Origin of the sequence: Pseudomonas sp. GD03858 (assembly GCF_029840925.1) — a bacterium.
Lineage (GTDB): Bacteria > Pseudomonadota > Gammaproteobacteria > Pseudomonadales > Pseudomonadaceae > Aquipseudomonas.
Map to the genome: position 1 here is coordinate 65,177 of NZ_JAOCDM010000009.1, position 24,327 is coordinate 89,503.

Here is a 24,327-nt window from a genome sequence, read left to right on the forward strand (position 1 = left end):
AACAGTCGAATGAACAGTACTTCCCTCATCCTGAGTCTCGGCCTGAGCACGCTGTTGACCACCGGCCTGGCTTGCGCCGCCGATGGCGCGGCGTTGGCCAAGGCGCAGGATATCCCGCACCCGGCCGTGATCGCCCACCGAGGCGCGTCGTACGATGCCCCGGAGTCCACCACGCCAGCCTACCTGCTGGCCCGTGAGCTGGGCGCCGACTACCTGGAGATGGACCTGCAGCGGACCCGCGACGGGGTACTGGTGGTGGTCCATGACGATGTGCTGGGCCGTACCAGCGATGTCGCCGAACGCTACCCTGAGCGCAAGACCAGCCCGGTCAGTGCCTTCACCCTGGCCGAGCTCAAGGCGCTGGATGCCGGCAGCTGGTTCAACAAGGCTTATCCCGAGCGTGCCCGGGACGCGTTCAAGGGGCAGCGCATCCTGACCCTGGACGAGGTGATCGACATCGCCGAAGGCAATCCCGACCGTCATCCCGGCCTGTACATCGAGACCAAGGAACCTGCCCAGTTCCCTGGCATCGAGCAGGATCTGAAAAAGCGTCTCGAGGCTCGCGGCTGGCTCGACAAGCCGGGCCGGGTGGTATTGCAGACTTTCGATCGCAATAGCCTCGAACTGCTGCACAAGGCGATGCCGCAAGTGCCGAAGATCCTCCTGCTGTGGGTGGCCAAGGGGGCGATCGAGCCGGCCTCGGGCCAGGATTTCGCCGAATCCGGCGAGCAGGACAAGTCAGCCTTCTACGCCCGCCAGCAACCCAAGGACCGCGCCGAGTTCGAGCGCTGGCTCGACCATGCCAAGGCCGGTGGGGCTATCGGCACCGGCCCGTCGGCGACCCGGACGCACCTGGGAGAGCAGAGCTACGCCGACCTGATCCAGCCGTGGATGAATCAGGCCAGCCACGACAAGGGACTGCTGGTTCACGTGTACACCCTCGACGAGAAGGTGGACTTCGACAAGGCGATGAAAGCGGGCGTGGATGGCATCTTCACCAACCGCGCGGGTGAGCTGATGCGCTTCTATGGCCGGCCAGTGCCGCTCAACGAAGGCCAGTTGCTGAAGACGCTCGGTTACTGAATCCAAGCCGAGGCTGGCGATGGCCGAATGACATGTGTGAGAATGATAGGAATTCCTATTATCACCCATCGCCACCTCAGCAATGACCTTTCTCTCCACCGACTGGAGTGCCCGAGCGGCGCTCCCGGCTGTCGTCGATGACCTGCTCGCCCATTACAGCGATCTGCGTCGCTATCTCTGCGGTCGCTTGCGCAACCCCGACGACGCGGCTGATATCGCCCAATCCAGCTTCGCCCAGGCCTACGCCCACGCCCTCAGCGCGCCGGTGATCAATGCCCGGGCCCTGCTGTTCCAGGCGGCGCGCAACCTGTGCATCGACCAGTATCGGCGGCGCAGCACCGAGCTGGCGGCCCTGGAGGACTGGCTGGCGCGGGCAGAATGGCTGAGCCCCAGTGTCGAAGCGATCATGATCGCCCGCGAGCAGCTGCAGCACCTGATCGCCCGCATCGAGCGCATGCCGAAGCTGCGTCGGGAAGTGTTCGTCCGCGTGCGCCTGCATGGTCACAGCCACCGCGAGGTCTGCGAGGCGCTGGGACTGTCGGCCAAGTCGGTCGAGCTGCACATCGCCCGTGCGGTCTTCGACCTGTCGGAACTGCGCCTGGCCGCGCGCCATGACTGAGCCGGCCTCGCCGCGCAAGGTACAGCAAGCCCTGGTTTACCTGGCGGCCTTGCAGGGCGACGACCCCGCGCGCGTCAGCAGGACCGAGGGCCTGGCTCTGCGTTGGCGCAAGCGCAGCGACGAACACGAGCGCGCCTGGCAGGAAGCCGAGCAGCGCTGGCAACTGGTTCATCGCCTGGCTCCTCAGCTACGCGGCGCCTTGCAGCCGCAGACTTGCGACCCTGGTCGTCGGCGTGTGCTGCGCCAGGGCGGCGCGCTGGCGCTGTTGCTGGCCTCGGGCGGCTGGCTGGGCTGGATGTTCACGCGCACCGCACCGTTCCTGCAGGATTTACGGACCGCGCATGCCCAGGCGCCCCATGAGTTGGCGTTGCCCGATGGCAGCCAGCTGCTGGTGGCCGCCGAGAGTAACCTGCGGGTGCGTTTCGACCATGGCGAGCGTCAGGTACTGCTGTTGCATGGCAATGTCTTCTTCGACGTTGCCCACGCGTTGTGGCGGCCGTTCGTGGTCAGCACCCGCCTTGGCCGGGTAGAGGTGCTGGGCACCGCTTTTACTGTCAGTGACCGCGGTGATCGGGTGCAGGTGGCGGTTTCCAGAGGACGGGTGCAGGTACGCGACCTGCAGGGGCGGGAGCAAGTACTGCGGGCGGGTGAGCGCATCTGCCTGGATGGCGATGGGCGCCTGGGCACGCTGCGTGCCGGTGGCCAGTTCGGCCCGGACCTGGCGCATTGGCGGCGTGGCTGGTGGTCGTTCACCGACCAGCCGTTGCGCGAAGTGATAGGGGAGCTGAATGCCTACGTCGCGCAAGCGATCGAGGTCGATCCCGGCGCGGCCGACCTGCGCCTTACCGGGAGCTTCCCCAGTGACCGACCGGATGTACTGCTCGAAGCCTTGCCGCGAATCCTGCCAGTGCGCGTGCTGGCAAAGGGCGGCCAGCAACTGATCGTGCACGCGCGAAATTCGTTTGAGGGGTAAATCACCGCTGCCGCGTCATCAGCTGTGAACCCACCTCTCGCAAGGACCGATCATGTCGCTTCTCTCCTCCCGTGTCCCTGGCACCCTGCGGCGCCTGGCCCTGGCCTGCGCCCTGGGCGGCAGCGGCCTGGCCCTGGCCGATAGCCAGCCGCTGAACCTGGACCTGCCAAGCCAGTCGCTGGAGACCACGGTACATGCATTGGCGCATGCCTCTGGCGTGGCCATCGCCGCTGACAGCCGCCTGCTCGCCGGGCGCGCCGCGCCGGCCTTGCAGGGCCGCTACACGGTGCTTCAGGCCCTGCGCCAGCTGCTGGCCGGCAGCGACCTGGTCGCGGTCGAGGAGCAGGGGGTGATCATCCTGCGCGGCCCTGCCGAGGGAGCCGCCCTTACCCTGGGCGCGACCACGGTCAATGCCTCGGGCTTCAACAGCGACCTGCCGGACAGCTACAGCGGCGGCCAGGTGGCGCGTGGCGCGCGCCTTGGCATGCTGGGCAACCGTGACCTCATGGACACGCCTTTCAGCGTCACCGCCTACACCGCCAAGACCATCGAGAACCAGCAGAGCGGCACGGTCGGTGCGGTGCTGCGCAATGACCCGTCGATCCGCTTCAGCACCGGCGAAGGGCATGCCTACGAGAACTTCATGATTCGTGGTTACGCGCTGGACTCCACCGAGCTGGCGCTGGGCGGCCTGTATGGCCTGGCGCCCGATGGCCATGTGCCGACCGAATTCCTCGAACGTGTCGAAGTGCTCAAGGGGCCCAGCGCGTTGCTCAATGGCATGGCGCCCAACGGCGGCGTGGGCGGTGTGGTCAACCTGGTCCCCAAGCGCGCCGGCGACGCGCCACTGACCCGGCTGACCACCAGCTACGTGTCCGATGGCTATGTCGCCGAGCATATCGATGTGGGTCGACGTTTCGCCGATGGACGCTTCGGTATCCGCTTCAACGGTGTCTACGGCAGTGGTGACACCGGCGTCGACAAACAGTCCAAGGATCGCACCCTGGCCGCTCTGGCCCTGGATTACCGGGGCGACGACTTCAAGCTCGAACTGGACGCCTACGAAAGCCACGAAAAACTCGATAACGGCAGCCCGATGATGGCCGGCTTCACCGGCCTGAACCAGGTGACCCGCGCGCCCAAGCCCGATACCAACATCCTCGAGGGTATCCATGCCCGGCAGATCAGCAAGGCCGTGGTCCTGCGCGGCGAGTATCAACTCGATGACAACTGGAGCGCCTACGCCAGTGTCGGCGGTGCGCGCACTCGCTACGATGGCTTTCTCAACGGTACCCGTGTGGTGGTGAACAAGGTCGATGGCTCGGCCATCGGCGAAACCTACAACCAGGCTGGCTACACCCACAGCCTGTCCAGTGAGGCGGGGCTGCGCGGCAACTTCATGACCGGCCCGGTCAGCCATCAACTGGTGCTCAGCACCACCTTGCTGCACCAAGATATTGGCCGTGCGCCCACGGTCACCGGCCCCAAGTACCCGACCAACATCTACCGGCCCGGCAAGGCAGTCATCGCCGGCAACCATGGCAGCAGCACCAAGACTGGCGACAACACCCTGTCGAGCTTCGCCGTGGCCGATACCCTGGGCTTTGTTGACGAGCGCGTGCTGCTCACGCTCGGCGTGCGTTCCCAGCGCGTCCGTCAGAAGATGAGCACGCCTGCGTACGACGAGCGCAAGCTGACCCCGGCCGTGGGCATCGTGCTCAAGCCCTGGGATGCGCCGGTGTCGCTGTACGCCAACTACATCGAGGGCCTGACCCAGGGTGGCATGGTGACGGATGTGAAGGCGGCCAACTACCGCGAGCAGTTCGCGCCTTATGTCGCCAAGCAGATGGAGGCTGGGGTGAAGTGGGACCTGGGCGATTTCACCCACACGTTGGCGCTGTTCCAGATCGACAAGCCCAGCATGATCTACGACAAGCCCAGCAACCGTTACAACGATGACGGGGAACAACGCAACCGCGGCGTGGAGTGGACGATGTTCGGCGAGGTCGTGCCCAGCGTGCGCCTGCTCGGCGGCGTGACCTACACCCGTGCCGTGCTGAGCAAGACCGCTGGCGGCGTCCTGGACGGCAACACCGCGCGCGGCGTGCCGGCCTGGTCGGCCAATCTCGGGGCCGAGTGGGACCTGCCCTGGGTCGAGGGCCTGACCCTCACCGCCCTGGGCATCCACAGCAGCTCCCAGTACCTGGACTCGGCCAACCAGCTGAAGATCCCGCAATGGACCCGCTACGACCTCGGCGCGCGCTACGCCACCAGGGTGTTGAGCAAGGACGTGACCCTGCGCGCCAGCCTGGAGAACGTCGAGAACCGCGCCTACTGGGCCGGGGTGTTCAACGACGGCTATGCGACGGTCAGCGAGCCGCGCACCCTCAAGCTCTCCGCCAGCATCGACTTCTGAGGTGACCATGCAGCGATTCAAGCGATGGGCCGGCGCCGGGCTGCTGGCGCTCCTATGTTCGAGCGCGGCCGTGGCAGGCGCTGAACTGGAGGTCGGCAGGGCGGTCGCTGGGCAGGTCAGCGAGACTGGCCGGCCTGTCTGGCATTTGGGGCTCAAGGCTGGGGATCTGGTACGTGGGCGGGTCGAAGGCGATGTCAGCCTGCGTCTGCTGAATGCCGAGGGGCAGCCGTTGCGCCTGCTGGTCGACGGTCTTGACCAGCCCCGCGAGTTTCTGTTCGTGGCGGAGCAGGCAGGGCATTACCGGATACGTGTCGAGCCCCTGGCGACCCGTCCGTCCGAGCGGTTCAGCCTGCGCCTGGAGCAGGTGGTGCCGGCTGCCGAGCAACGTCGTTCTCCCGTTCCCTTGGCCAGCCCGGCCTTGCGCAGCTTGCAGCGGGAGCTGGCCGAGGGTGGCGACAGCGAGGCTTTCTGGAAGGCACGTGCCCGTGAGGGAACGCCGTTGGTGGAAGCCATTCCCGGACAGCCTGGGCAGCGCCTGGTGACCTTCCTCTGGCGCGGGGCGCGGGACAATGTGCGGGTTTTCGGGGCTCCCTCAGGCAGCCATGAGCCCTTGGCCCGGCTGGGCTCGAGCGATGTCTGGCACCACAGCTTCGTGGTGCCCGCCGCCACGCGCCTGAGCTATCAGATGGCCCCGGATGTGCCAGTGTCGGACGACCGTCGGGTGATACTGGCCAGCACCCGCCGCGATCCGCTGAATGCAAACACCTTCGCCGATGGCAGTGGCGACCCTTGGTTGTCGCGCTCGCGGCTGGAGTTGCCCGATGCCGCGCCACAGCCTTGGGTCGCCGAGCGGGCGGGCGTGCCCCGTGGTCGTCTGGAGCGCAAGCGCCTGGCCAGCCAATTGCTCGGCAACGAGCGCGACGTCTATCTCTACCGCCCGGTGGGCTGGCGTCCGGGCAAGGCCGACCAGGCCTTGCTGGTGCTGTTCGATGCCCATGCCTATACCCGTCAGGTACCGACTCCGACCTTGCTCGACAATCTGCTTGCCGATGGCCTGATCCCGCCCACCGCGGCGCTCATCATCGCCAACCCCAGCAGCCAGAGCCGTGAGCAGGAGCTGCCGCCCAATCCGCTGTTCGCCCGGTTCATGGCCGAAGAGCTGATGCCCTGGGCCAGCCGCCAGGGGTTGGCGGCCCCGGCGTCGCGCACCGTGGTCGCCGGCTCCAGTTACGGTGGCCTGGCGTCGGCCTATATGGGGCTCAGGCACCCGGAGCTGTTCGGCAACGTGTTGAGCATGTCCGGGTCCTACTGGTGGCCGATGTCTGGCGCCGAGCCTGGCTGGTTGACCCGCGAGTACGCCAAGGCCTCGCGCCAGCCGCTGCGGTTCTACCTGCAGGCAGGACTGTTCGAGGGGCCGAGGATCCTCGACACCAATCGCCATCTGCGTGATGTGCTGCTGGCCAAGGGGTATCGGGTGGAGCAGGTGGAGTTTCCCGCAGGCCATGACTACCTGCAGTGGCGGGGGAGCCTGCCCTGCGGCTTGATCAGCTTGCTCGGGCAGGGTACCCAGGGTGTCGCGCGGGCGTGCGTGCCGCAGGGCTGAGGGGGCGTTCAGTGTGACAGTGCCTTCAGAACATGCTCAGGGTCGTTGTGGATAGCCCGCAACAAGGCCTTGGCCGGTCCGGTGGGCTCCCGACGGCCTTGTTCCCAGTTGCGCAGGGTGGCCACCTGTACATCGATGATTTCGGCGAAACGCACTTGGGACAGGCCGGTCGCCTTGCGAATGTTCTTGACTTGGAGAGCGTCGATTTCGAATTGACGGGAAGGCGGGCGGCGGCCATGGACGATTTCATCCATCTGCTCGACGCTTTCCATCAGTTCGTCGAAGAAGCGGCTCATGGGTGGCTCCAGTGTTCGATGAGGTTTCTCAGCGCAGCGCGTTGTTGTGCTGAAAGGTCTGACTGTTCGTTCTTGGGGTAGATGTACAGCAAGGCGATCTGTGACGCGCTCATGAAGTGGTAGTAGATGACCCTGGCACCGCCGCGTTTCCCATGTCCCTTCGCCGCGACACGTATCTTGCGCAGCCCTGCGGTACCTTCGATGAGGTCTCCTGCATCGGGGCAGATCAGAAGTCGGACCTGAAGCAGTCGGTAGGCTTCTTCGTCGAGCAACGCTTTGACGCGTTTGGTGAAGATGGCTGTTTCGGTGAAGAGCATAGCAGGATATACGCCATTGGCGTACTTTCAGTTGTACGAAACTACGCGGGGAAGATGATCCGCAAGGCTAGCGATGGTCGCTTGCCTTGCTACATCGTTCCCTTCTGGCATTGCTGTAGGTGCCTTCTGTTACCGGTCCACGGCTTCCCGGCCAGTTCTGTTGCGCCACACCCGATATGCCCTAATCCCCGCCCGCACCGAGCCGAACAGCAGTTTCTCCTCCATCTCCCGTGCCATCCCCGAGCGTACCAGCATGCGCAGGAAGGTGCCGCGGGCACGGGCGATGGCGAAATGGATGCCCTGGGCGGCCAGGGTGTCGCGTACCTCGCGCAGGGCGGCGATGCCGCTGACATCGATACTGGTCACCGCTTCGGCATCGAACAGCACCGCCTTTGGCTGAGCCTCGCCTTGCACCGCCTCGAGCAGACGCATCTTGAAGTAGTCGGCGTTGAAGAACAGGATCGCGTCGTCGAAGCGGTACACCACCAGACCCGGTACGGTGCGGGCGTCCTTGTGCTGGCGCACGTCCACCTGGCCTTCGATGCCGGGCACCCAGCCGAGCACCGCGTCGGTGGGCTGGTAGATGCTGTAGAGCAGGCGCAGGATGGCCAGGGTCACGGCGAACACGATGCCCGGCAACACCCCCAGGCCGAGCACGCCGACCGTGGTCAGCAGGCACAGCCAGAACTCGAAGCGGCTGAGCCTGCGGATGGTCTTGAGCGACTTCACATCGATCAGCCCCCAGCCGGCCATCAGCAGCACGGCGCCCAGCGCGGCCTGGGGAATCCAGGCCATGGGCGCGGTGAGGAACAGCAGGATCAGGGCGATCACCAGCGCGGCGATGATGCCCACCAGCTGGCTCTTGCCGCCAACCATGTCGTTGACCGCGGTGCGCGAGTCGGCGCCGCTGATGGCGAAGCCTTGGGAGATCCCGGCGGCCAGGTTGCTCACGCCCAGAGCGACGAACTCGTGGTTGGCGTTGATTGCATAGCCGTGGCGGGCGGCGAAGCTGCGGGCGGTGAGCATGGCGCTGCAGAAACTGATGGTGGCGATACCCAGGGCGTCACGCAGCAGGCTCTTGGTTTCCGCCAGGCTGCTCCGCGGCCAGGCCAGTTCGGGGATGCCCGCCGGGACCGGACCGAGGATCGCCACGCCGTAGCGATCCAGGCCGAACAGTCCGGCCAGGGCCGTGAACACCAGCACCACCACCAGCGCGGCCGGCAGCCGTGGATAGCGGCGCGGCAGCCAGATCAGCAGGCCCAGGCCAGCCAGGCCGATGGTCAGCGTCAGCCAGTGGATCTCGCCCAGGCGCTGGAGGAAGTTGACCAGGCTGAGGATGAAGCCGTCGCCCTCGATCCTGAAACCCACCACCTTGGACAGCTGCCCGGCGATCAGGCTCAGGCCGATACCGTTGAGGTAGCCGATCAGGATCGGTCTGGAGAAGAAGCTGGCGATGAACCCGGCCCGCGCCACCCCGGCAGCGATCAGCATCGCGCCCACCAGCACCGTGACGATCACCGACAGCTCGGCGATGCGTTGTGGGTCGCCCATGGCCAGCGGCGCCACGGCCCCGGCGATCATGGCGCAGGTGGCGGCGTCCGGGCCGACCATCAACTGGCGCGAGCTGCCAATCAGGGCGTAGACGATCATCGGCAGCACGCAGGCATAGAGCCCGTACTGCGGCGGCAGGCCGACGATCTGCGCGTAGGCGATGGCGATGGGAATCTGGATCGCGGCCACCGACAGGCCGGCCTGCAGGTCAGCGTGGAACCATTCGCGGCGGTAGTGCAGCAGGTTGGCCAGGCCCGGTAGCCAGCGGGAGAGAAACATGCGCAGTCCTTTGGAGATGTTTCAGAAAGCTTAGGTGTTTATGCGCTGGAACCGATCGGCTCGCAAGTGCAAAAGGCGCCGGGCATTCAAGCCTTTCAGGCAAGGAATGGCCATGGGCTGGATCAAGAAAGGTGCAGGAACGAAAAAAGGAGCCGAAGCTCCTTTTGACAGCGATGACGTCGCTGGAACGCCATGCGGGGAATGCGATGTGGAGCGGGTAGAGGGAATCGAACCCTCGTCGGAAGCTTGGGAAGCTACTGTTCTACCATTAAACTATACCCGCGTCGGCGCCCGACTTTTTACCAGAACCCCTCGCCAATGAGAAGCCCAAGGGCATAAAAAAGCCTGTCGGCGGCCCATAGCCTGCGGGTAGCGAAGGGCTACAGGTCGCCGATGCGCTCAGAGGGCCAGTGCATGCTGCCCCTGTTCCTGTACGTAGCGTTGACGGGGTTCGCGCACGGTCGGCTTGAGGAAGCCGAGCATCGCGCCGCGGGTATCCTCGCAGGCGCTCTTGTGCTCCATGTCGAGGAAGTGACCAGCATCGCGGATCACGCTGAACTGGCTGCGCTGCACGTGCCGGGTGAATTGCCGGGCATCTTCGACGGTGGTGTACTCGTCACGGTCGCCGTTGATGAACAGCACCGGGATGTCGATGTTGCGCGCGGCCTTCAGTGCCCGTTCCAGGTCGTGCTCGAGCACCTGGTTGATGTGGAAGTGCATCTGCGCGTACTCGTGGCTGTCCAGGCTGCTGACGTGCCGGTAGTTGAAGCGCTTGAACAGCGACGGCAGGTGCTTGCCGATGGTGTCGTTGACCAGATTGCCCACTTGGTAGCGATCGCAGGCGGCCAGGTACTGGCAACCGCGCTCCAGGTAGTCGCGCATCGGTTCGTTGATCACCGGCGAGAACGAGCTGACGATGGCTTTCTTCACCAACCGCGGCTGGTGCGCCAGCGCCAGCAGGGTGCAGGCGCCGCCCCAGGAGAATGACATCACGTGGTCGGCACGGAAGTGCTCGATCAGCTCGAGCAGGATGTGCGCCTCGGTCTCTTTGGTCAGCAGCCGCTCCTGGCGGTTGTGGGGTTTCGACTTGCCGGCGTACGGCTGGTCGTACAGCACCACGTTGAACTGTGGGTGCAGGTTGCGCACTGTCTGTGCGAAGGACGCCGTGGTGGCCAACGAGCCATTGATCAGGATGATCGTCTTCTCGGCGCCTTGCGCGCGATGGAACTCCGTGTAAACCCGGTACTGCCCTTGGATATCAAGTACAGCGATTTCTGGCCTCATGTCATCGACTCCTGGCGCAAAAAGGGTATTCGCGTCACCTGGTGGTTCGCCTGGACGGTTCGCGAGTACGACGCCGAACCGACCGCAGAGGCCATCAGGGTGCACGTGCTTTATGACAGGTAGGCATTCGCCTGGAAGTGAAACCGGTGGGCCCTGGTGTCGATCCTTGACGCTTTCGTCGACGGTATTGTTGTTGCGGGCGATTTGCCGTGCTCCCGCGCATCGAGGCGTTGGATGGCCGGCAAAGGGCGTCTGGGCCGGCAGTGTGACTTGTTGGTCACATGCAGACTGACGATTCGATTCAAGCAGCGAGGCGCGCATCGCGCAAGTGCCGTTCGGGGAAAATGTGACTCGGGGTGCTCGGCGGTCGTGTGGCGGTTTCGCTTGGCCTGATCCGGCCCTTTCGCGGGCAGGCCCGCTCCCACAGGTTTCCTGAGTCTCCCGTGGGAGCGGGCTTGCCCGCGAAAGGGCTCAGACCGTGGCGACTTCCTCGGCCGAAAGCGCCCGAAATGCACCCGGCGCCAACCCCGGATCCAGCTCGATGGTGCCCATGCGCTCGCGATGCAAGCCCACCACCTTGTTCTGGAAATGGCCGAACATCCGCTTCACCTGGTGATAGCGTCCTTCGACGATTGCCAGGCGTGCCTCGCGGGGGCCGAGGATATCGAGCTGGGCGGGCAGGGTGGTGAGGTCTTCGAAGGCGAAGTACAAGCCTTCACGGAACTTGTCGACATAATGCGCGCCGATCTCGTCCTCGGTCTGCACGCGGTAGATCTTCGGCAGTTTGGTGCGGGGCTGGGTCAGGCGTCGCGACCACTGGCCGTCATTGGTCAGGATCATCAGGCCGGTGGTGTTGTAGTCCAGGCGCCCGGCGATATGCAGGCCGTCGCGTAGTCCCTCAGGCAGCAGGTCGAGCACCGTGCGGTGCTGTGGGTCGCGGGTGGCGCTGACGCAGCCGGTAGGTTTGTGCAGCATCAGGTAGCGTGCAGTGCGGCCGGCCTGCACGACCTGTTCGTCCACCTCGACCCGGCTGAACTCACGCACATCCAGCAGCGGATCATCCGTCGCCAGGCCATCCACGCGCACGCGCCCGCTGGCGAGCAGCAGACGTACTTGCTGGCGGTTGTAGCAGGGCAGGTTGCCGAGGAATCGGTCTAGGCGCATGGCAGGCAGGTCACGGGAAAACGGCGCGCAGTCTAGCGGATCATCGCGCCTGACGCTGCCTTGAGCTGTGCATCCACCTGGGCGCAGCGTGGGCAAAGGCAGGCCTTGTCGCGCAGTTCGGCCGGCAGGGCTTCCAGGACTGCCGGGTCGATGCTCACGCTGAAGCACCAGCAGCCTTGCGTGGCGCTGCCTGGGTCGGCCAGGCCGCATTGGTTGAGGGCGCCACAGGCGGGGCAGCGTCGAGGGTCGGGCATGGTCGGTTCCGGGCGTCAGGGGCAGACGCAGTCATGGGCAACGGAGTATATCGGAGCGCGGCAGGACGACCTGTTTCAATTTGTTGCGGAAATGGCACCGAACCCTGCCTCGACGGTCTTATCCAGTGTCGACGAACGCATTGCCGTCGACGTCCGCCAGCGCCGCTGTGCCGGGCACCCTCGCGGTCCAGGAGGCCGCCATGTACCCACGAATCCTGTTGCTCGTCCTGCTTGGACTTCTGACCAGCGGCTGCGCGCCGTACTACGGCAGCGGCGGCTACTACCGTAGTGACTACTACACCTCCGATCGCTATGTGTACCCCGGTTACTACCGCTACGACCGCTATTATGTGGCCCCGCAGCCGCGCTACTACTACCAGCCTGCGCCGCGCTACTACCGGCCGGCGCCAGGGCCGCAGTACCGGCCTTATCCACCACCCGGCGTGCAGCCGCGTTGGCAGGGCAATCCGCGCTACGACTATGGCAATCGCCAGCGCTATGACTACGGGCGCGATCGCGAGCGCAACGATTACCGCAACGACAACCGAGGCGGTCGAGGAGATCGCTGGCATTCCAACGGGCGCGGCGGCGATCGCAACTGGCAGCGCTGACCTGGGGGGTTACCCGCGAAGACCAGGGTGGATTGACCCATGCCTTCGCGGGTGAACCCGCTCCCACAGGATCGCTGATGTATCGGGCATTGCAGGCTCCCTGTGGGAGCGGGCTTGCCCGCGAAGCAGGCGCCGCGGCGTGTGGCACAGGTCACCCTCTGTTTCATCCCAGGTCGGCCAGTGGATGGCGCCCCTCCCAGACTTTGGCGAAATGCGCCTCGACCACCGCCGCCGGCACCTGTGCTACATCCGGCCAATGCCAGTGCGGCTGGTTGTCCTTGTCCAGCAACCTGGCCCGTACCCCTTCGCTGAACTCCGGGTGACGGCAGCAGTTGAGGCTCATGCTGTATTCCATCTGGAACACCTGGGCCAGCGACAGATAGCGCGCACGCCGGATTTGCTCCCACACCAGGTGCGCGGTCAACGGACAGCCTTCGTGCAGGCGCTGGCCGGCCGCCGCCAGCAACGGATCGGCGTGCCGTGCCAGCCCGCTCAGGGCGCGCCAGGCGGCGACCGGATCGGCCACGTCGAGCACTTCGTCGATCACCGTCCGCCGCGCCAGCCACTGGCCCTCGGGCAGCTCGGCGCAGGCCCTGTGCTGCTCGGCCTTGAGCAGGCTGTTGAGCTGCAGGGCGGTCTGCTCCTGCCAGTTCAGCTGCAGCAACTCCTCGATCAGGGCGTCCTGTTGATGCTCGCCCAGGAAACGATCGGCCAGGCCAAGATCCAGGGCATCACGGGCATTGATCGGGGCGCCGGTCAGGCCCAGGAACAGCCCGAGCTTGCCGGGTAGGCGGGCGAGAAACCAGCTGGCGCCTACATCGGGGTACAGGCCGATGCTGATTTCGGGCATGGCCAGGCGGCTGCTGGGGGTGACGATGCGCACGCAGGCGCCTTGCAGCAGCCCCATGCCTCCGCCCAGCACATGTCCGTGGCCCCAGCACAGGAGCGGCTTGGGGTAAGTGTGCAGGCGGTAGTCGAGGCGGTATTCGCTGGCGAAGAACTGCGCCGCCAGCGGCGGCACGCTGCCGGGGTGCTCGCGGCAGGCCTGGACCAGCGCCCGCACATCGCCGCCGGCACAAAAGGCCTTCGCGCCGTTGCCGCGCAGTAACACGCAGACGATGTCGGGGTCGCTGGCCCAGCCGCGCAGGCGCTCGTCGAGCACCTCGATCATCGGCAGGGTCAGGGCATTGAGCGCCTTGGGCGCGTCCAGGGTGGCGATGCCGATACGGGCGCCATCGGCGCTGATGAGTTCCTCGCAGTGAATGGACATGGGCTACCTCATGCAGGTCATCCCACCAGTATGGCTGCCTGGCACGAAGCTGCCGGTCGTCGGTCGGATCGATTGACAAGCCGTCGAGGCTTTCCTAGTGTCGCGCCACTTTGCTATTGGATGCCCCCATGACCGACGACGATCGCATCAAACTCGAACCGAGCTGGAAAGCCGCGCTGCGCGCCGAGTTCGACCAGCCCTACATGCACCAGTTGCGCGAGTTCCTGCGTGCGGAATATGCCGCCGGCAAGGAGATCTACCCGCCCGGGCCGCTGATCTTCAACGCCTTGAATTCGACACCGCTGGATCAGGTCAAGGTGGTCATCCTCGGCCAGGATCCGTACCACGGCCCCGGCCAGGCCCATGGCCTGTGCTTTTCGGTGCAGCCTGGCGTCCCCACGCCGCCGTCGCTGGTGAACATCTACAAGGAGCTGCAGCGCGACCTCAACCTGCCGATCCCCAACCACGGCTACCTGCAGAGCTGGGCCGAACAGGGCGTGCTGCTGCTCAATACCACCATGACCGTGCAACGGGCCAACGCCGCGTCTCACGCGAAAAAGGGCTGGGAGTTCTTCACCGACCGGATCATCCAGACCGTCAGCGAGCAGTGTCCGAACGTGGTGTTCCTGCTGTGGGGTGCCCATGCCCAAAGCAAGCAGAAGTTGATCGACGCCAGCAAGCACCTGGTGCTCAAGTCGGTGCATCCTTCGCCGCTTTCGGCCTATCGCGGGTTCTTCGGATGTGGGCACTTCAGTCGAGCCAATGGCTTTTTGGAGCAGCGGGGCATTACGCCTATCGACTGGCGCTTGCCATCGCTTTAAGTTGTCGTACCTAGCATTTTTACTAGTTTTCGCTAAATTGCCGCTGGCGTAGATTCAAGGTCAAGACGTGGTCTGCTTGAATCTATTCAGGGGCACTCCTCATGACTGTTTACAGTCCAATCCAAGGCGCCAAGCAAAAAACACTGGACTCTGACCCCATCTCGCCAATGTTGCAGGTCGTCAGTGCATTGCCATTGCTGGAAGATGAAGAAGGGATTCATACAATACCGAGAGCGGCTCAATCCAGAGCGTTGACGGTCAGCATTCCGAATGCATGGGATCATTATGAGGACAACTACTTCCCCGGTGCGAAACTGACATTTCAGATCTGGATGAGTTTGGTCGTAGGGAATGGTATTCAGTCGCTCGTGGTGCCGGATACTGAAATGGATATGCCAGCGGATCCGTCGCTATTGTTTCCGATCTCTTTTGACGTCCCCGAGCGTTTCTTGCGAACCGAAGGGGTGTTTCGCCTGTACTACAAGGTCTGGGTAACACAGGATGAAAATGTCTCTCAATCTTTGCCTGTTGATATATTCCTAGATAAAACTGCGCCGAATAACTACAGGCCGGGAGAGCGGGTTGAGCTAAAATACCCAACTGACTTCATCGATGATGAATACCTGGAGCGTTACAACGATGCACTGGTGATTCATATCCCGAAATGGGAGTCCTTCCGCCTTGAAGACGTTGTGGAAATATTTATCGAGCCCACTCAGGGGGCACTGGCTATACCCATCAAGGTCGAGGTAGTCACTGAGCCGTTCAGTGATCTGCTGGAAGTCAGTATTCCTGGCGACAGCATACGCGCCAGGGGCAATGGTCGGCAATTTCTCTTCTATCGACTTATCGATCGGGCTGGCAATCAGGGGGGGATGTCGTACTCCTTGCCGCTGCAGCTGCAGTTGGGTGTCCCCTTCGATCTGCCACTGCCTGAGGTGCCATTGGCGTTAGATGGTCTGATCGATCTGGCGGACGCGCTGAGTGGCGACGTCACAGTGGAGATCCGGGCCATTCCGGAGTTGCTTCCCGGTGATCAGCTACAAGCGTTCTGGAACGGCCGGCCACTTCCGGTATTCGTCGTGGAGAGCAATACCCGATGGCCTGCCAGCATCCGGGTCTCTCACGAGGAAATCTTCAAGGATGGGGCCTCCGACGCGGTGCCTTGCGTGGTGCACTACATCGCACGACATGGTGGTCGCCCGATTCGTTCAGAAGAGATCACGTTCACGGTTGACCTGCGTGAGGCGCAGGGGGCCCTGCAACCAGTGGACTTCCCTGAAAAGAACCTGTGGGGCTGGATCAGCTGCCCGGCGCGTCCATGGGATGGGGTTCGGATTGCCGTGCCGGGGAATCGAGGGTTCTGGTTCCCCGGTGAACATGTGGCGGTTTCCTGGGCGGTGTACCGGGACCTGTTTGGAGAAGGGCGGGTGCTGGTGGAGAAACGCTACCTGCCTTCCATCGTGCTGGGCGACGGGAATCTGGACGGATTCATCACGGCTTTGCCGAAGAGTGATTTTGAATCCTGGTTGGCGATACCGCTGGAAGCTGCGGCCAAGGAGGATGGAGGGGAGTTCAAGTGCAGTGTGATAGTTGATTATCGAATTGTCGGTAGAGACTGGATGAGTTCAAAGAAACGTGTCGTAAAGGTGGATCTACAACTTCCGGGTGGCGCTTTATGCAGAGGCGATGCCGTTTAAAGTAATACTTTGGTTGCGCGGAAGGTGTCGGGATAATCGTGGATTAGAGTGATTTCTCTATAGATTAGCTAATTGGAGATACATGATGACTAGCTTAGAGCGCTTCAGCAAGAAGTCGGCGTACGAGAGCGATTTGAATAAAATCAAGGAGCAAGTTCGTAAATATAATGAAAGCTTGAGGTCAAAGGCTGTGGGCATAAGTAGTCAGGCCAGCGATCCAACGCTCGATGAATTCGGTCTGCCCAATGTACTTCCGCCTGCGGCGGATGGCAAAGAGAATCTCTTCCCGCTGTCGGCTCGTGCCGATGGTTTGTATCTGACCATTCCAATCTGGGAAGACACCGATGGTGTTGCTGGCTCTTTCGACATTGTCCGGCTCTGGGTGAACGGTGCGCCGGTGAACAATGGGGTCAAGGAATACAATGGCGAAAGTTTCCCGTACACCAATATCTTCGACTATCCTACCCAGGAATCTGCTCTTCCTGGTGCTTTCGTCATACCCTACGAAAGCTTGCGGGTAGGTGGTGATGGTTTGAAAGTTATTCATTATACCGTGCTAAATACGGATACTGGTAATAATAACTCATCCCCTCAACAGATCGTGACGCTTGACATTGTCGATCCGGCTGAGGGGGCAAACCCCGATGCGCTGAAATTCTCCGATGAATCCAAGAATGGCAATTTCGATCTGATCTATCTGCAAGATAATGACGGTTTTGAAATTCTTCTTCCATCCTCGGTTGACTATTTCCCGGGAGATACTTATGCGGTGTATTTGGTGGGTGAGGCCAACCCTCTGATCACTGGAGATGTTCCCCCGGAAGGAGAATATGATTCGTATCCGGTGAAAATCGATCTGGCGACTATCCAGAGCCGTTTGCCCAATGGGGCCAGAGGCAAGTTGGTCTATCGCCTTACGGACCGTGCGGGTAATCGTACCGACTCTTCAATTGAAGTCGATGTTGCAATTAGCTTGGTGCCAGCGCCGGATAATCTGCAGGCACCCCTGATGACTTCGCCCGTGGATATCGACGCGCGGACTCGTGGTGTGGAGGCTGTCGTCCCGCCGAATACCTCTTTGCGAAATGGTGACACCATCACCATGACGTTGCACACGACCCCTACGCCAGTCTCTCGATCGTTCACTTGGCCACTCGACCGGACGTCGTTCTCCGGGGATGACTTCGGCGCCATTGGCACTCCACGCTACGATGTAATTCTGAGCTATCAAGTGGAACGGGAGGGGGCTCTGCCGGTGCCGTCTCCAGAGACCACCGTGGTCGTGGACCTCAGCCTGCTGATTCCTGACCCGACTCTGCTGACTCCCGCTCAGGCTGTTGGCCGGCCTTCCGGGGAGGTCGGTTTCATCCGCCCTGGCGATACACAGGCCTTCATCGTCTTCACGCCATTCGCGGGCGCTGCCGCTGGTAACCTGGTTCGGTTCTTCTACGGAGAGCGCGAAAACACGTTCGACTACATTATTAGTGGTACGGAGCCAGGGCCTACTATTGAAGTCCGTATCCCGGATGAAATGCTGACGAGCGCAGGCAATGGTACGATCCCGATCGGTTACCAAGTTCGTGAATCATCGACGCGGGGTAATTTCCAGCCAGCACCCGACGGTTCGGTCGAAGTTTCGCTTTTCGTGGTTGGAATTAGCACGCTTGCCAATTTCACGGGCCGTGTGGGCGGGTTGACCCAAGAGCCGGGGCAAGGCGCCGCATTAGGACGCTTGAACTGTGAGTTGCCTGAGCCGCTGCCCGGTGGTGTGAGCCTGCAGATCCGTGAGCCTGTCGGGATCCTGAAACTAGGTGATGACATCACCATCACCTTGACCTTGAGTCGTGGTGATTTTGGTATTGACCCTCTGACCACCAATACCGAGCAGATCAAGATCACGGTAGATGCCACACAAGAGCGAACCGGGGTTGTCACACCGGTTAAAACGTTGCTGCCTCGAGCATTCTTTGAAGATCCTGATAGGCCGGGAGTCTACATTACCCGGGGTTCCATCCTGGCACAGTGGAACATCAAGCGGGCCACGGGAAATCTGGAGGAGGATTCGCGTGAATCTGCCGTACGATTCGTATTGACAAGAAATGGTGGTCTCAACTGCTTGCCTGCTGTGTGAAGTGAGCGCCAGGGTGCTCGCCTTCGGCGGGCGCCCTGGCTATTTCCTATATGAAGTGATGAATATTCCTACATATCTAATCAATTTTTATACTTATCGTGTGCGGCTTACGTGCTGTGGTCGGACGGCTGCAGGTCTTTATGTTAAGTAGGGACGTTATTGCTTATGGTTCGATATAAGTTGCCGTTTAATGGTCGAGGACTTTTGCCGGGCGCTAATGTTTTTTTTATGTCATTTCTGGTAGTGGCGCCTTGCGCTCAGGCAGCGATCTTGAATAGCGAGGAAAGAACACTCAACGCTGCCGATCCTATTGAAAACTTTATACTGCAAGATGCGTCGACTCTGACAATGACGTCTGGCTCCAATACTTTGGATGTGTATGCGTCACAATCCACGCTTGACGTCGATGGCGGCACCATCTCTGGTGGTAGTTTGACTGCTGTTCAGTTGTTCGGTAGTCGTGCGAGCTTGAACAACGCTACGTTGGTGTCCACGGGTAGTACCGGCTTGTCGATTGCTCGTGAAAATGGTGTCGTATCCAGTGCCTCGGTGAATGGGAGTAGTATCACTGGTGCTGGTATCGGTGTGCGTATCACGAGTGGCAGCACCCTGACGATGAGCGGTTCGACGGTTCAGGCGACCGATCCCGCTGGGAGAGGACTGCTGCTGCTGGGCGGTAGCGCCAATGTGTCAGGAGGCTCGATCACCGGGGGGAGCATAGGGATCCAGATACGTCGAGAGTCCGCGAACACCCCGAATGCTTCCGAACTCGTTCTCGATGGTACTTCGGTATCTGGGCAGACCGGTGCGGCAATACAGGTCAGCAACGATTCCACCGCCATGCTCACGCTGCGCAACGGCGTCGCGCTGAGTGCTGGTAACGGTATTCTGCTGGACGTGCAAGAACGGGGGACGGCGACCGTAGTGGTGGAGACCTCCGGCCTGTCGGGCAATGTGCAAGTGGCTGACGGTGCGGCACTTGATCTCTCGCTCGAGCACGCGGCACTCGATGGCAACATCAGCGCGGGCGCCAACAGCGATGTAAAGGTAGCGTTGAGCAACAGCAGTGGTCTGAACGGCAACGTGGAAAACCTGCAGGTCCTGTCGCTCGACAGGGGATCGAGCTTCACTGGTACTGCGGTCAATGTCGGAAGGCTGTCAGTCGGTGATACGTCCCGCTGGACATTGAACGGCAACAGTAGCGCAACCGACCTGAGTCTCGAGGGGGGGACGGTCGTTTTCGGTGATGGTGCCAGTTTCCATGACCTCACTGTCGCCAACCTTTCCGGTAACGGAAGCTTTCACATGAGCGGCGACTTTGTCAGCGGCCAGGCTGACCAGTTGATCGTCACGGGCACCTCCAGCGGCAACCATGGCCTGCTGGTGACCAGCAGCGGACAGGAGGCCAGCGTCGAGAACATGCGCCTGGTTCAAACGGCCGATGGCGGAGCCCAGTTTCACCTGCTCAACAGCGGCGATAGGGTGGAAGCAGGGGCTTATCAATACGCGTTGAAGCAGGATGGCAACGATTGGATTCTGGACCGCGAAACCCGCACCATCGCGCCAATCACCCTGACCGCCATGGCCCTGTTCAACACCCCGATCACCGTGGCCTACGGCGAGCTGAGCTCGCTGCGCAGCCGCATGGGTGAATTGCGCTACAGCGAAGGCCGCAACGCCGGCCTGTGGATGCGTGCCTATGGCAACCAGTACAACGTCGCCAGCGGCGGCACGGGCACCGGCTACCAGCAGAACCAGCGCGGCATGAGCTTCGGTGCCGACCTGCAACTGGGCGAAAGTGACTGGTTGCTGGGCGTGCTGGCGGGCAGCAGCCGCTCCGACCTGAACCTTGACCATGGCTCCTCGGGCAAGGTCGACAGCTACTACGTGGGCGGCTATGCCACCTGGCTGGATCGCCAGACGGGTTACTACGTCGATACCGTGGTCAAGTACAACCGCTATCAGAACGATGCCACGGTCGGCATGAGCGATCACTCGCGGGCCAAGGGCGACTATGACACCCATGGCCTGAGCGGCTCGGTCGAGGTGGGCAAGCACATCAAGCTCAGCGATGGCTATTTCATCGAGCCGTTCGCTCAGGTGGCCAGCGCCGTGGTGGCCGGCAAGGACTACTCCTTCAGCAACGGCCTGCACGCCGATGGCGACACGGCCAAGTCGTTGCTGGGCAAGGTGGGCGCCACCGTGGGCAAGACCATTGCGCTCGATGGCGGCGGCATGCTCCAACCCTACGTGAAGGCGGCTTATGCGCATGAGTTCGCCCAGCGCAACGAGGTGCAGGTCAACGACAACGTGTTCAACAACGACCTGTCCGGCTCGCGTGGTGAACTGGGGGCCGGCGTGGCCTGGGCGCTGTCGAAGCAGTTCCAGGTGCACGCCGACGTGGAGTACAGCAATGGCAAGCACATCGAGCAGCCGTATGGCGTAAACGTAGGCGTGCGTTATGAGTTCTGACGCGAAGTCTCTTCGCTTGCGTACTTGAGTGAAGCAAGTTCGTGCTGGATGGTGTCCAGGTTGGTCGTGAATATGACCTTGCGTTCCTGGCCAGGGGCGAGAAGTATCTGGGTTGGCAGATACTTCACGTCCCACTCCTGGAACAACAGCGTCAGTTCATCATCCAGTTGCTGGTCATCACCGCAGGTGTCGACATTGAACTCATAGAACTCGCACCCCTGCGTAATGCCGGCTAACGCCACCAGCTTTGGATGGAGCGCCTTGCAGGGTGGGCATTGGTCGGAGTGGATGAGCAACAGAGTGGGCACGCCAGGGTGATCCCGCGTTACCAGGGAGACAAGCGCTTCTAGATCAGTCAACGCAACCATGGCCATACAGTGTGCTCCGATATGTCAGAGGAGCTCGTATTCAACGCCTTGGTCGCTACGCGCGAAACTGGCAAAAATATCAGTTTCTCGAATGGCTCAGACGTGCCCAGCATTCCACCGCCGAAACAACGGCTCGGCCAGAAACAGCACGAACAACAACCGCATCACCTGCAACGCCGTCACCAACGGTACCGACAATTGCAGGGTCTCCGCCGTCAGGCTCATCTCTGCGATGCCACCTGGCATCATCCCCAAGGTCAGCGAGCGCAGGTCCAGGTGCGTAAGCAGGCTCAACGCCCAAGCCGCGCCAGCGGCGATCAGCATGCACAAGCCCGTGGCCAGCAAGGTACGGCCGAGGAACGACGGCGCGCGGCGGAAGAACGCCCGGTTGAAGTGGCAGGCCAGGCCGCTGCCGATCAGCCACTGGCCGATCTGGCTGGCGCCATTGGGCAGGCCGATCTGCAGATTGCCGGCAAGGCTCACCGTGGCCGCCACCAGCAAAGGCCCGAACAGCCACGGGTTGGGTTGACGCAGGCGTTGCCAGATCAGCGCCACGCCCACGCCCAGCGGCGCGATCAGCGCCAGCCAGCCCCAGCTGACGCTGCCGGAATGATTCAGCGGCACGCCATCACCCAGCAGCAGCTTGAACAGCGCTGGCACGCACAGCACCACCGCCAGCACCCGCAGGCTCTGCGCCGCGGCCACCTGGCTGAGCACCGCGCCATTGCGCGCGCCGAGATTGACCATCTCGCCCGAGCCGCCGGGCATGCTGGCGAAGAAGGCCGTGGCGCGGTCTTCGCCGGTGCGTCGCAGCAGCCACACGCTGATCACGCTGGAGAGGGTGGTGAACAGCGCGCCGAAGAAGATCAGCGCGAAGTGGCTGGCTACCTGCTCGATCACCGCCGGGGTGAAGTGCAGGCCGATGCCGATGCCGATGATCCATTGCCCGCACTTGCGGCCATTGGGGATTTCGCTGAGCTGCCACGGCGTCAGGCAGCGCACCAGGATGATCGCCAGCAGCGAACCGACCATCCATGGCAAAGGCCAGCCGACCAGGCTGGCGGCGAAACCGCCAGCGAGACCGACCAGCCCGGTGGCCCAGAACAGTGGCAACGACCGGTCAGGCATCGGCCATGGCCCGGCGCTGCAGGGCACGTTTGCGCCAGATGCGCAGCAGTGGCAGGCTCAGCATGCAGAACACCAGGACCCACACACCCATGCTGATCGGGCTCGACCAGAGGATGCCCAGTTCACCATTGGAGATCGACAGCGCGCGGCGCAGGTTCTGCTCCATCAGCCCGCCGAGGATGAAGCCCAGCAGGATCGGCGACAGCGGGAAGTCCAGCTTGCGCAGGATGTAGCCCATGATGCCGATGCCGACCATCAGGAACAGGTCGAAGGTGGTGGCATGCACCGCGTACACACCGATCGCGGTGATGATCGCGATCACCGGCACCAGTGCCCAGTTCGGCACGGCGAGGATGCGGGTGAAGACACGGATCATCGGCACGTTGAGGATGATCAGCATCAGGTTGGCGATGAACAGCGAGGCGATCAGGCCCCAGACGATGTCCGGCTGTTGTTCGAACAGCAGCGGACCGGGGGTGATGTTGTACAGGGTCAGCGCGCCGATCATCACCGCGGTGGTGCCCGAGCCGGGCACGCCGAGGGTCAGCATCGGCACCAGGGCGCCGCAGCAGGAGGCGCCGATGGCGGTTTCCGGCGCGGCCAGGCCACGGGCGTCGCCCTTGCCGAACTTGCCTTTGTCGCCGGCGATGCGTTTTTCGGTCATGTAGGCCACGGCACTGGCCAGGGTCGCGCCGGCGCCCGGCAACACGCCCATGAAGAAGCCCAGCAGGCCGCAACGGATGTTGACGAAGAACACCGACGCCGCTTCCTTGAGGTTGAACAGCATGCGCCCGGTGGCCTTGACCGCCACGTGACCGTGATGGGTCTTTTCCAGCAGCAGCAGGATCTCGCTGATGGAGAACAGGCCCAGCACCAGCACCACGAACTGGATGCCGTCGGCCAGGTGCACGCTGTCGCCGGTGAAGCGGTACACGCCACTGTTGGCATCGATGCCGACTGCCGACAGGAACAGGCCGATCAGCGCGGCGATGAAGGTTTTCAAGGGCTTGTCACCGGCCATGCCGCCGAGGGCGACGATGGCGAACACCATCAGCACGAAGTACTCCGCCGGGCCGAAGGCGATCGCCCATTTCGCCAGCAGCGGGGCGAACAGCACCATGCCGCAGGTGGCGATGAAGGCGCCGATGAACGAACTCCAGGCCGACAGCGACAGGGCCACGCCGGCCAGGCCGCTGCGGGCCATGGGGTAGCCGTCGAGGGTGGTCATCACGGTAGAGGCTTCGCCAGGGATGTTCAGCAGGATCGAGCTGATCCGCCCGCCGTATTCGCAGCCCAGGTACACGGCTGCCAGCAGGATCAGCGCCGACTCAGGCGGCAGGCCGAGGGCGAAGGCGATGGGGATCAGCAGGGCCACGCCGTTGATCGGGCCCAGGCCCGGCAGCAGGCCGACCACGGTGCCGATCAGGGTGCCGGTGAGGGCGGTGACCAGGTTGTACGGGCTCAGGGCGACGCCGAAGCCCTGGCCCAGGTAGCTCAAGGTATCCATGTGTCAGTTCTCCAGTACGGCGAGCAGGCCGAGGGGCAGGGGGACGTCCATCACGCGGTCGAACAGCCAGTAGAGGAAGACGCTCATGCCCACCACCACGACCGCGCTGTGCAGCCAGCGGCCGCCGTACAGACGGGCCATGGGCACGCCGACCAGAATGGCGCTGAGGATGAAGCCCAGGGCTTCGAAGGTGCTGGCGAAGACGATCAGCAGGCCGACGCAGGCGCTGATCTTGATCAGGGTCTGGCGGTCCAGCTCCGGCTCGTCGTCCTTGCGCACGATGGGCGTGGGGCGGATCGCCAGGTACAAAAGGCCCAGGCTCATCAGGCCGAGCATCAGCAGCGGGTAGGCGCGCGGGCCCACCGGTTCGTAGGAGAAGGCGGCCTGGTAGGGCCAGGCCATCACGGCCAGCACGGCGCACAGCGCCAGCAGGGCCAGGGCGAAGAGGCGTTGCAGGATCATGGAAGAATCCTCATGGTT

At 62.9% G+C, this 24,327-nt stretch carries 21 protein-coding genes and 1 tRNA gene; 10 read left to right on the forward strand and 12 right to left on the reverse strand.

Features of this window, described 5'->3' with window-relative positions:
* Nucleotides 1-9 precede the first annotated feature (9 nt).
* The 5 genes from N5D48_RS04565 to N5D48_RS04585 all read left to right on the forward strand — a co-directional run bounded on the left by N5D48_RS04565 (nucleotide 10) and on the right by N5D48_RS04585 (nucleotide 6,694).
* Nucleotides 10-1,083 carry a glycerophosphodiester phosphodiesterase family protein gene (locus N5D48_RS04565; RefSeq protein ID WP_279881554.1) on the forward strand — a complete coding sequence of 358 codons (1,074 nt, stop codon included), beginning with the start codon at nucleotides 10-12 and terminating at the stop codon, nucleotides 1,081-1,083.
* 82 nt (nucleotides 1,084-1,165) lie between these two features.
* On the forward strand, nucleotides 1,166-1,702 hold the full coding sequence (locus N5D48_RS04570) for an RNA polymerase sigma factor (RefSeq protein ID WP_279881556.1): 537 nt from the start codon (nucleotides 1,166-1,168) through the stop codon (nucleotides 1,700-1,702).
* Nucleotides 1,695-2,675: a FecR domain-containing protein gene (locus tag N5D48_RS04575; protein ID WP_279881558.1), complete on the forward strand. Its 981-nt coding sequence runs from the start codon at nucleotides 1,695-1,697 to the stop codon at nucleotides 2,673-2,675. Before N5D48_RS04570 ends, N5D48_RS04575 begins: the two co-directional genes overlap by 8 nt.
* 52 nt (nucleotides 2,676-2,727) lie before the next feature.
* On the forward strand, nucleotides 2,728-5,091 hold the full coding sequence (locus tag N5D48_RS04580) for a TonB-dependent receptor (protein ID WP_279881560.1): 2,364 nt from the start codon (nucleotides 2,728-2,730) through the stop codon (nucleotides 5,089-5,091).
* Between the two features lie 7 nt (nucleotides 5,092-5,098).
* Complete coding sequence (locus N5D48_RS04585; protein WP_279881562.1) at nucleotides 5,099-6,694, forward strand: alpha/beta hydrolase-fold protein; 1,596 nt, start codon at nucleotides 5,099-5,101, stop codon at nucleotides 6,692-6,694.
* An 8-nt stretch (nucleotides 6,695-6,702) separates the two neighbouring features.
* Here the strand turns inward: N5D48_RS04585 and nadS are convergent, their stop codons facing one another.
* From nadS to N5D48_RS04620, 7 genes are all read right to left on the reverse strand, one after another.
* Nucleotides 6,703-6,990 (reverse strand): NadS family protein, encoded by a 288-nt coding sequence (gene nadS / locus N5D48_RS04590; protein ID WP_279881565.1) that lies wholly within the window; start codon nucleotides 6,988-6,990, stop codon nucleotides 6,703-6,705.
* Entirely contained in the window at nucleotides 6,987-7,307 is a 321-nt protein-coding gene (locus N5D48_RS04595; protein ID WP_279881568.1) for a type II toxin-antitoxin system RelE/ParE family toxin, read from the reverse strand. Before N5D48_RS04595 ends, nadS begins: the two co-directional genes overlap by 4 nt.
* Before the next feature lie 129 nt (nucleotides 7,308-7,436).
* Nucleotides 7,437-9,137, reverse strand: a complete 1,701-nt coding sequence (locus N5D48_RS04600; protein ID WP_279881571.1) for a SulP family inorganic anion transporter — start codon at nucleotides 9,135-9,137, stop codon at nucleotides 7,437-7,439.
* Nucleotides 9,138-9,346: 209 nt separating this feature from the next.
* Nucleotides 9,347-9,420 (reverse strand) — tRNA-Gly (locus tag N5D48_RS04605).
* A 116-nt stretch (nucleotides 9,421-9,536) separates the two neighbouring features.
* Nucleotides 9,537-10,421 (reverse strand): alpha/beta hydrolase, encoded by an 885-nt coding sequence (locus N5D48_RS04610; protein WP_279881574.1) that lies wholly within the window; start codon nucleotides 10,419-10,421, stop codon nucleotides 9,537-9,539.
* A 471-nt stretch (nucleotides 10,422-10,892) separates the two neighbouring features.
* Nucleotides 10,893-11,585, reverse strand: a complete 693-nt coding sequence (locus tag N5D48_RS04615; RefSeq protein ID WP_279881576.1) for a pseudouridine synthase — start codon at nucleotides 11,583-11,585, stop codon at nucleotides 10,893-10,895.
* 32 nt (nucleotides 11,586-11,617) lie between these two features.
* Nucleotides 11,618-11,839: a cysteine-rich CWC family protein gene (locus N5D48_RS04620; RefSeq protein WP_279881579.1), complete on the reverse strand. Its 222-nt coding sequence runs from the start codon at nucleotides 11,837-11,839 to the stop codon at nucleotides 11,618-11,620.
* 200 nt (nucleotides 11,840-12,039) lie between these two features.
* On the opposite strand from N5D48_RS04620, the gene N5D48_RS04625 reads away from it, so the two are divergent.
* Entirely contained in the window at nucleotides 12,040-12,450 is a 411-nt protein-coding gene (locus N5D48_RS04625; RefSeq protein ID WP_279881582.1) for a hypothetical protein, read from the forward strand.
* Nucleotides 12,451-12,613: 163 nt separating this feature from the next.
* Here N5D48_RS04625 and N5D48_RS04630 read toward each other — a convergent pair whose 3' ends face one another.
* Complete coding sequence (locus N5D48_RS04630; RefSeq protein ID WP_279881585.1) at nucleotides 12,614-13,720, reverse strand: enoyl-CoA hydratase/isomerase family protein; 1,107 nt, start codon at nucleotides 13,718-13,720, stop codon at nucleotides 12,614-12,616.
* A gap of 128 nt (nucleotides 13,721-13,848) precedes the next feature.
* On the opposite strand from N5D48_RS04630, the gene ung reads away from it, so the two are divergent.
* The 4 genes from ung (at nucleotide 13,849) to N5D48_RS04650 (ending at nucleotide 20,844) form a co-directional block, all read left to right on the forward strand.
* Complete coding sequence (gene ung / locus N5D48_RS04635) at nucleotides 13,849-14,541, forward strand: uracil-DNA glycosylase (RefSeq protein WP_279881588.1); 693 nt, start codon at nucleotides 13,849-13,851, stop codon at nucleotides 14,539-14,541.
* A gap of 101 nt (nucleotides 14,542-14,642) precedes the next feature.
* A complete protein-coding gene (locus N5D48_RS04640) occupies nucleotides 14,643-16,241 on the forward strand; it encodes a hypothetical protein (RefSeq protein WP_279881591.1) in 1,599 nt (532 codons plus the stop codon).
* Nucleotides 16,242-16,326: 85 nt separating this feature from the next.
* On the forward strand, nucleotides 16,327-18,372 hold the full coding sequence (locus tag N5D48_RS04645; RefSeq protein ID WP_279881594.1) for a hypothetical protein: 2,046 nt from the start codon (nucleotides 16,327-16,329) through the stop codon (nucleotides 18,370-18,372).
* Nucleotides 18,373-19,212: 840 nt separating this feature from the next.
* Nucleotides 19,213-20,844: an autotransporter outer membrane beta-barrel domain-containing protein gene (locus N5D48_RS04650; protein ID WP_279881597.1), complete on the forward strand. Its 1,632-nt coding sequence runs from the start codon at nucleotides 19,213-19,215 to the stop codon at nucleotides 20,842-20,844.
* On the opposite strand, the gene N5D48_RS04655 is transcribed toward N5D48_RS04650, so the two are convergent.
* The 4 genes from N5D48_RS04655 to N5D48_RS04670 form a co-directional block, all read right to left on the reverse strand.
* Nucleotides 20,832-21,218 carry a thioredoxin family protein gene (locus tag N5D48_RS04655; RefSeq protein ID WP_279881600.1) on the reverse strand — a complete coding sequence of 129 codons (387 nt, stop codon included), beginning with the start codon at nucleotides 21,216-21,218 and terminating at the stop codon, nucleotides 20,832-20,834. The two genes, N5D48_RS04650 and N5D48_RS04655, sit on opposite strands and share 13 nt — an antisense overlap.
* A gap of 90 nt (nucleotides 21,219-21,308) precedes the next feature.
* Entirely contained in the window at nucleotides 21,309-22,340 is a 1,032-nt protein-coding gene (locus N5D48_RS04660; RefSeq protein ID WP_279881603.1) for an AbrB family transcriptional regulator, read from the reverse strand.
* Complete coding sequence (locus N5D48_RS04665; protein ID WP_279881606.1) at nucleotides 22,333-23,847, reverse strand: tripartite tricarboxylate transporter permease; 1,515 nt, start codon at nucleotides 23,845-23,847, stop codon at nucleotides 22,333-22,335. Before N5D48_RS04665 ends, N5D48_RS04660 begins: the two co-directional genes overlap by 8 nt.
* 3 nt (nucleotides 23,848-23,850) lie before the next feature.
* Nucleotides 23,851-24,309 (reverse strand): tripartite tricarboxylate transporter TctB family protein, encoded by a 459-nt coding sequence (locus N5D48_RS04670; protein WP_279881615.1) that lies wholly within the window; start codon nucleotides 24,307-24,309, stop codon nucleotides 23,851-23,853.
* Nucleotides 24,310-24,327 lie beyond the last annotated feature (18 nt).

Bases quoted from the DNA above. Each gene is read 5' to 3' on its own strand.
- N5D48_RS04600 (WP_279881571.1), bottom strand. From the start codon at position 9,137: ATGTTTCTCTCCCGCTGGCTACCGGGCCTGGCCAACCTGCTGCACTAC.
- N5D48_RS04665 (WP_279881606.1), bottom strand. From the start codon at position 23,847: ATGGATACCTTGAGCTACCTGGGCCAGGGCTTCGGCGTCGCCCTGAGC.
- N5D48_RS04570 (WP_279881556.1), top strand. From the start codon at position 1,166: ATGACCTTTCTCTCCACCGACTGGAGTGCCCGAGCGGCGCTCCCGGCT.
- N5D48_RS04645 (WP_279881594.1), top strand. From the start codon at position 16,327: ATGACTAGCTTAGAGCGCTTCAGCAAGAAGTCGGCGTACGAGAGCGAT.
- N5D48_RS04660 (WP_279881603.1), bottom strand. From the start codon at position 22,340: ATGCCTGACCGGTCGTTGCCACTGTTCTGGGCCACCGGGCTGGTCGGT.
- N5D48_RS04620 (WP_279881579.1), bottom strand. From the start codon at position 11,839: ATGCCCGACCCTCGACGCTGCCCCGCCTGTGGCGCCCTCAACCAATGC.
- N5D48_RS04670 (WP_279881615.1), bottom strand. From the start codon at position 24,309: ATGATCCTGCAACGCCTCTTCGCCCTGGCCCTGCTGGCGCTGTGCGCC.
- N5D48_RS04580 (WP_279881560.1), top strand. From the start codon at position 2,728: ATGTCGCTTCTCTCCTCCCGTGTCCCTGGCACCCTGCGGCGCCTGGCC.
- N5D48_RS04650 (WP_279881597.1), top strand. From the start codon at position 19,213: ATGCTCACGCTGCGCAACGGCGTCGCGCTGAGTGCTGGTAACGGTATT.
- N5D48_RS04655 (WP_279881600.1), bottom strand. From the start codon at position 21,218: ATGGCCATGGTTGCGTTGACTGATCTAGAAGCGCTTGTCTCCCTGGTA.
- N5D48_RS04610 (WP_279881574.1), bottom strand. From the start codon at position 10,421: ATGAGGCCAGAAATCGCTGTACTTGATATCCAAGGGCAGTACCGGGTT.
- N5D48_RS04595 (WP_279881568.1), bottom strand. From the start codon at position 7,307: ATGCTCTTCACCGAAACAGCCATCTTCACCAAACGCGTCAAAGCGTTG.
- N5D48_RS04585 (WP_279881562.1), top strand. From the start codon at position 5,099: ATGCAGCGATTCAAGCGATGGGCCGGCGCCGGGCTGCTGGCGCTCCTA.
- ung (WP_279881588.1), top strand. From the start codon at position 13,849: ATGACCGACGACGATCGCATCAAACTCGAACCGAGCTGGAAAGCCGCG.
- N5D48_RS04630 (WP_279881585.1), bottom strand. From the start codon at position 13,720: ATGTCCATTCACTGCGAGGAACTCATCAGCGCCGATGGCGCCCGTATC.
- N5D48_RS04615 (WP_279881576.1), bottom strand. From the start codon at position 11,585: ATGCGCCTAGACCGATTCCTCGGCAACCTGCCCTGCTACAACCGCCAG.
- N5D48_RS04625 (WP_279881582.1), top strand. From the start codon at position 12,040: ATGTACCCACGAATCCTGTTGCTCGTCCTGCTTGGACTTCTGACCAGC.
- N5D48_RS04575 (WP_279881558.1), top strand. From the start codon at position 1,695: ATGACTGAGCCGGCCTCGCCGCGCAAGGTACAGCAAGCCCTGGTTTAC.
- nadS (WP_279881565.1), bottom strand. From the start codon at position 6,990: ATGAGCCGCTTCTTCGACGAACTGATGGAAAGCGTCGAGCAGATGGAT.
- N5D48_RS04640 (WP_279881591.1), top strand. From the start codon at position 14,643: ATGACTGTTTACAGTCCAATCCAAGGCGCCAAGCAAAAAACACTGGAC.
- N5D48_RS04565 (WP_279881554.1), top strand. From the start codon at position 10: ATGAACAGTACTTCCCTCATCCTGAGTCTCGGCCTGAGCACGCTGTTG.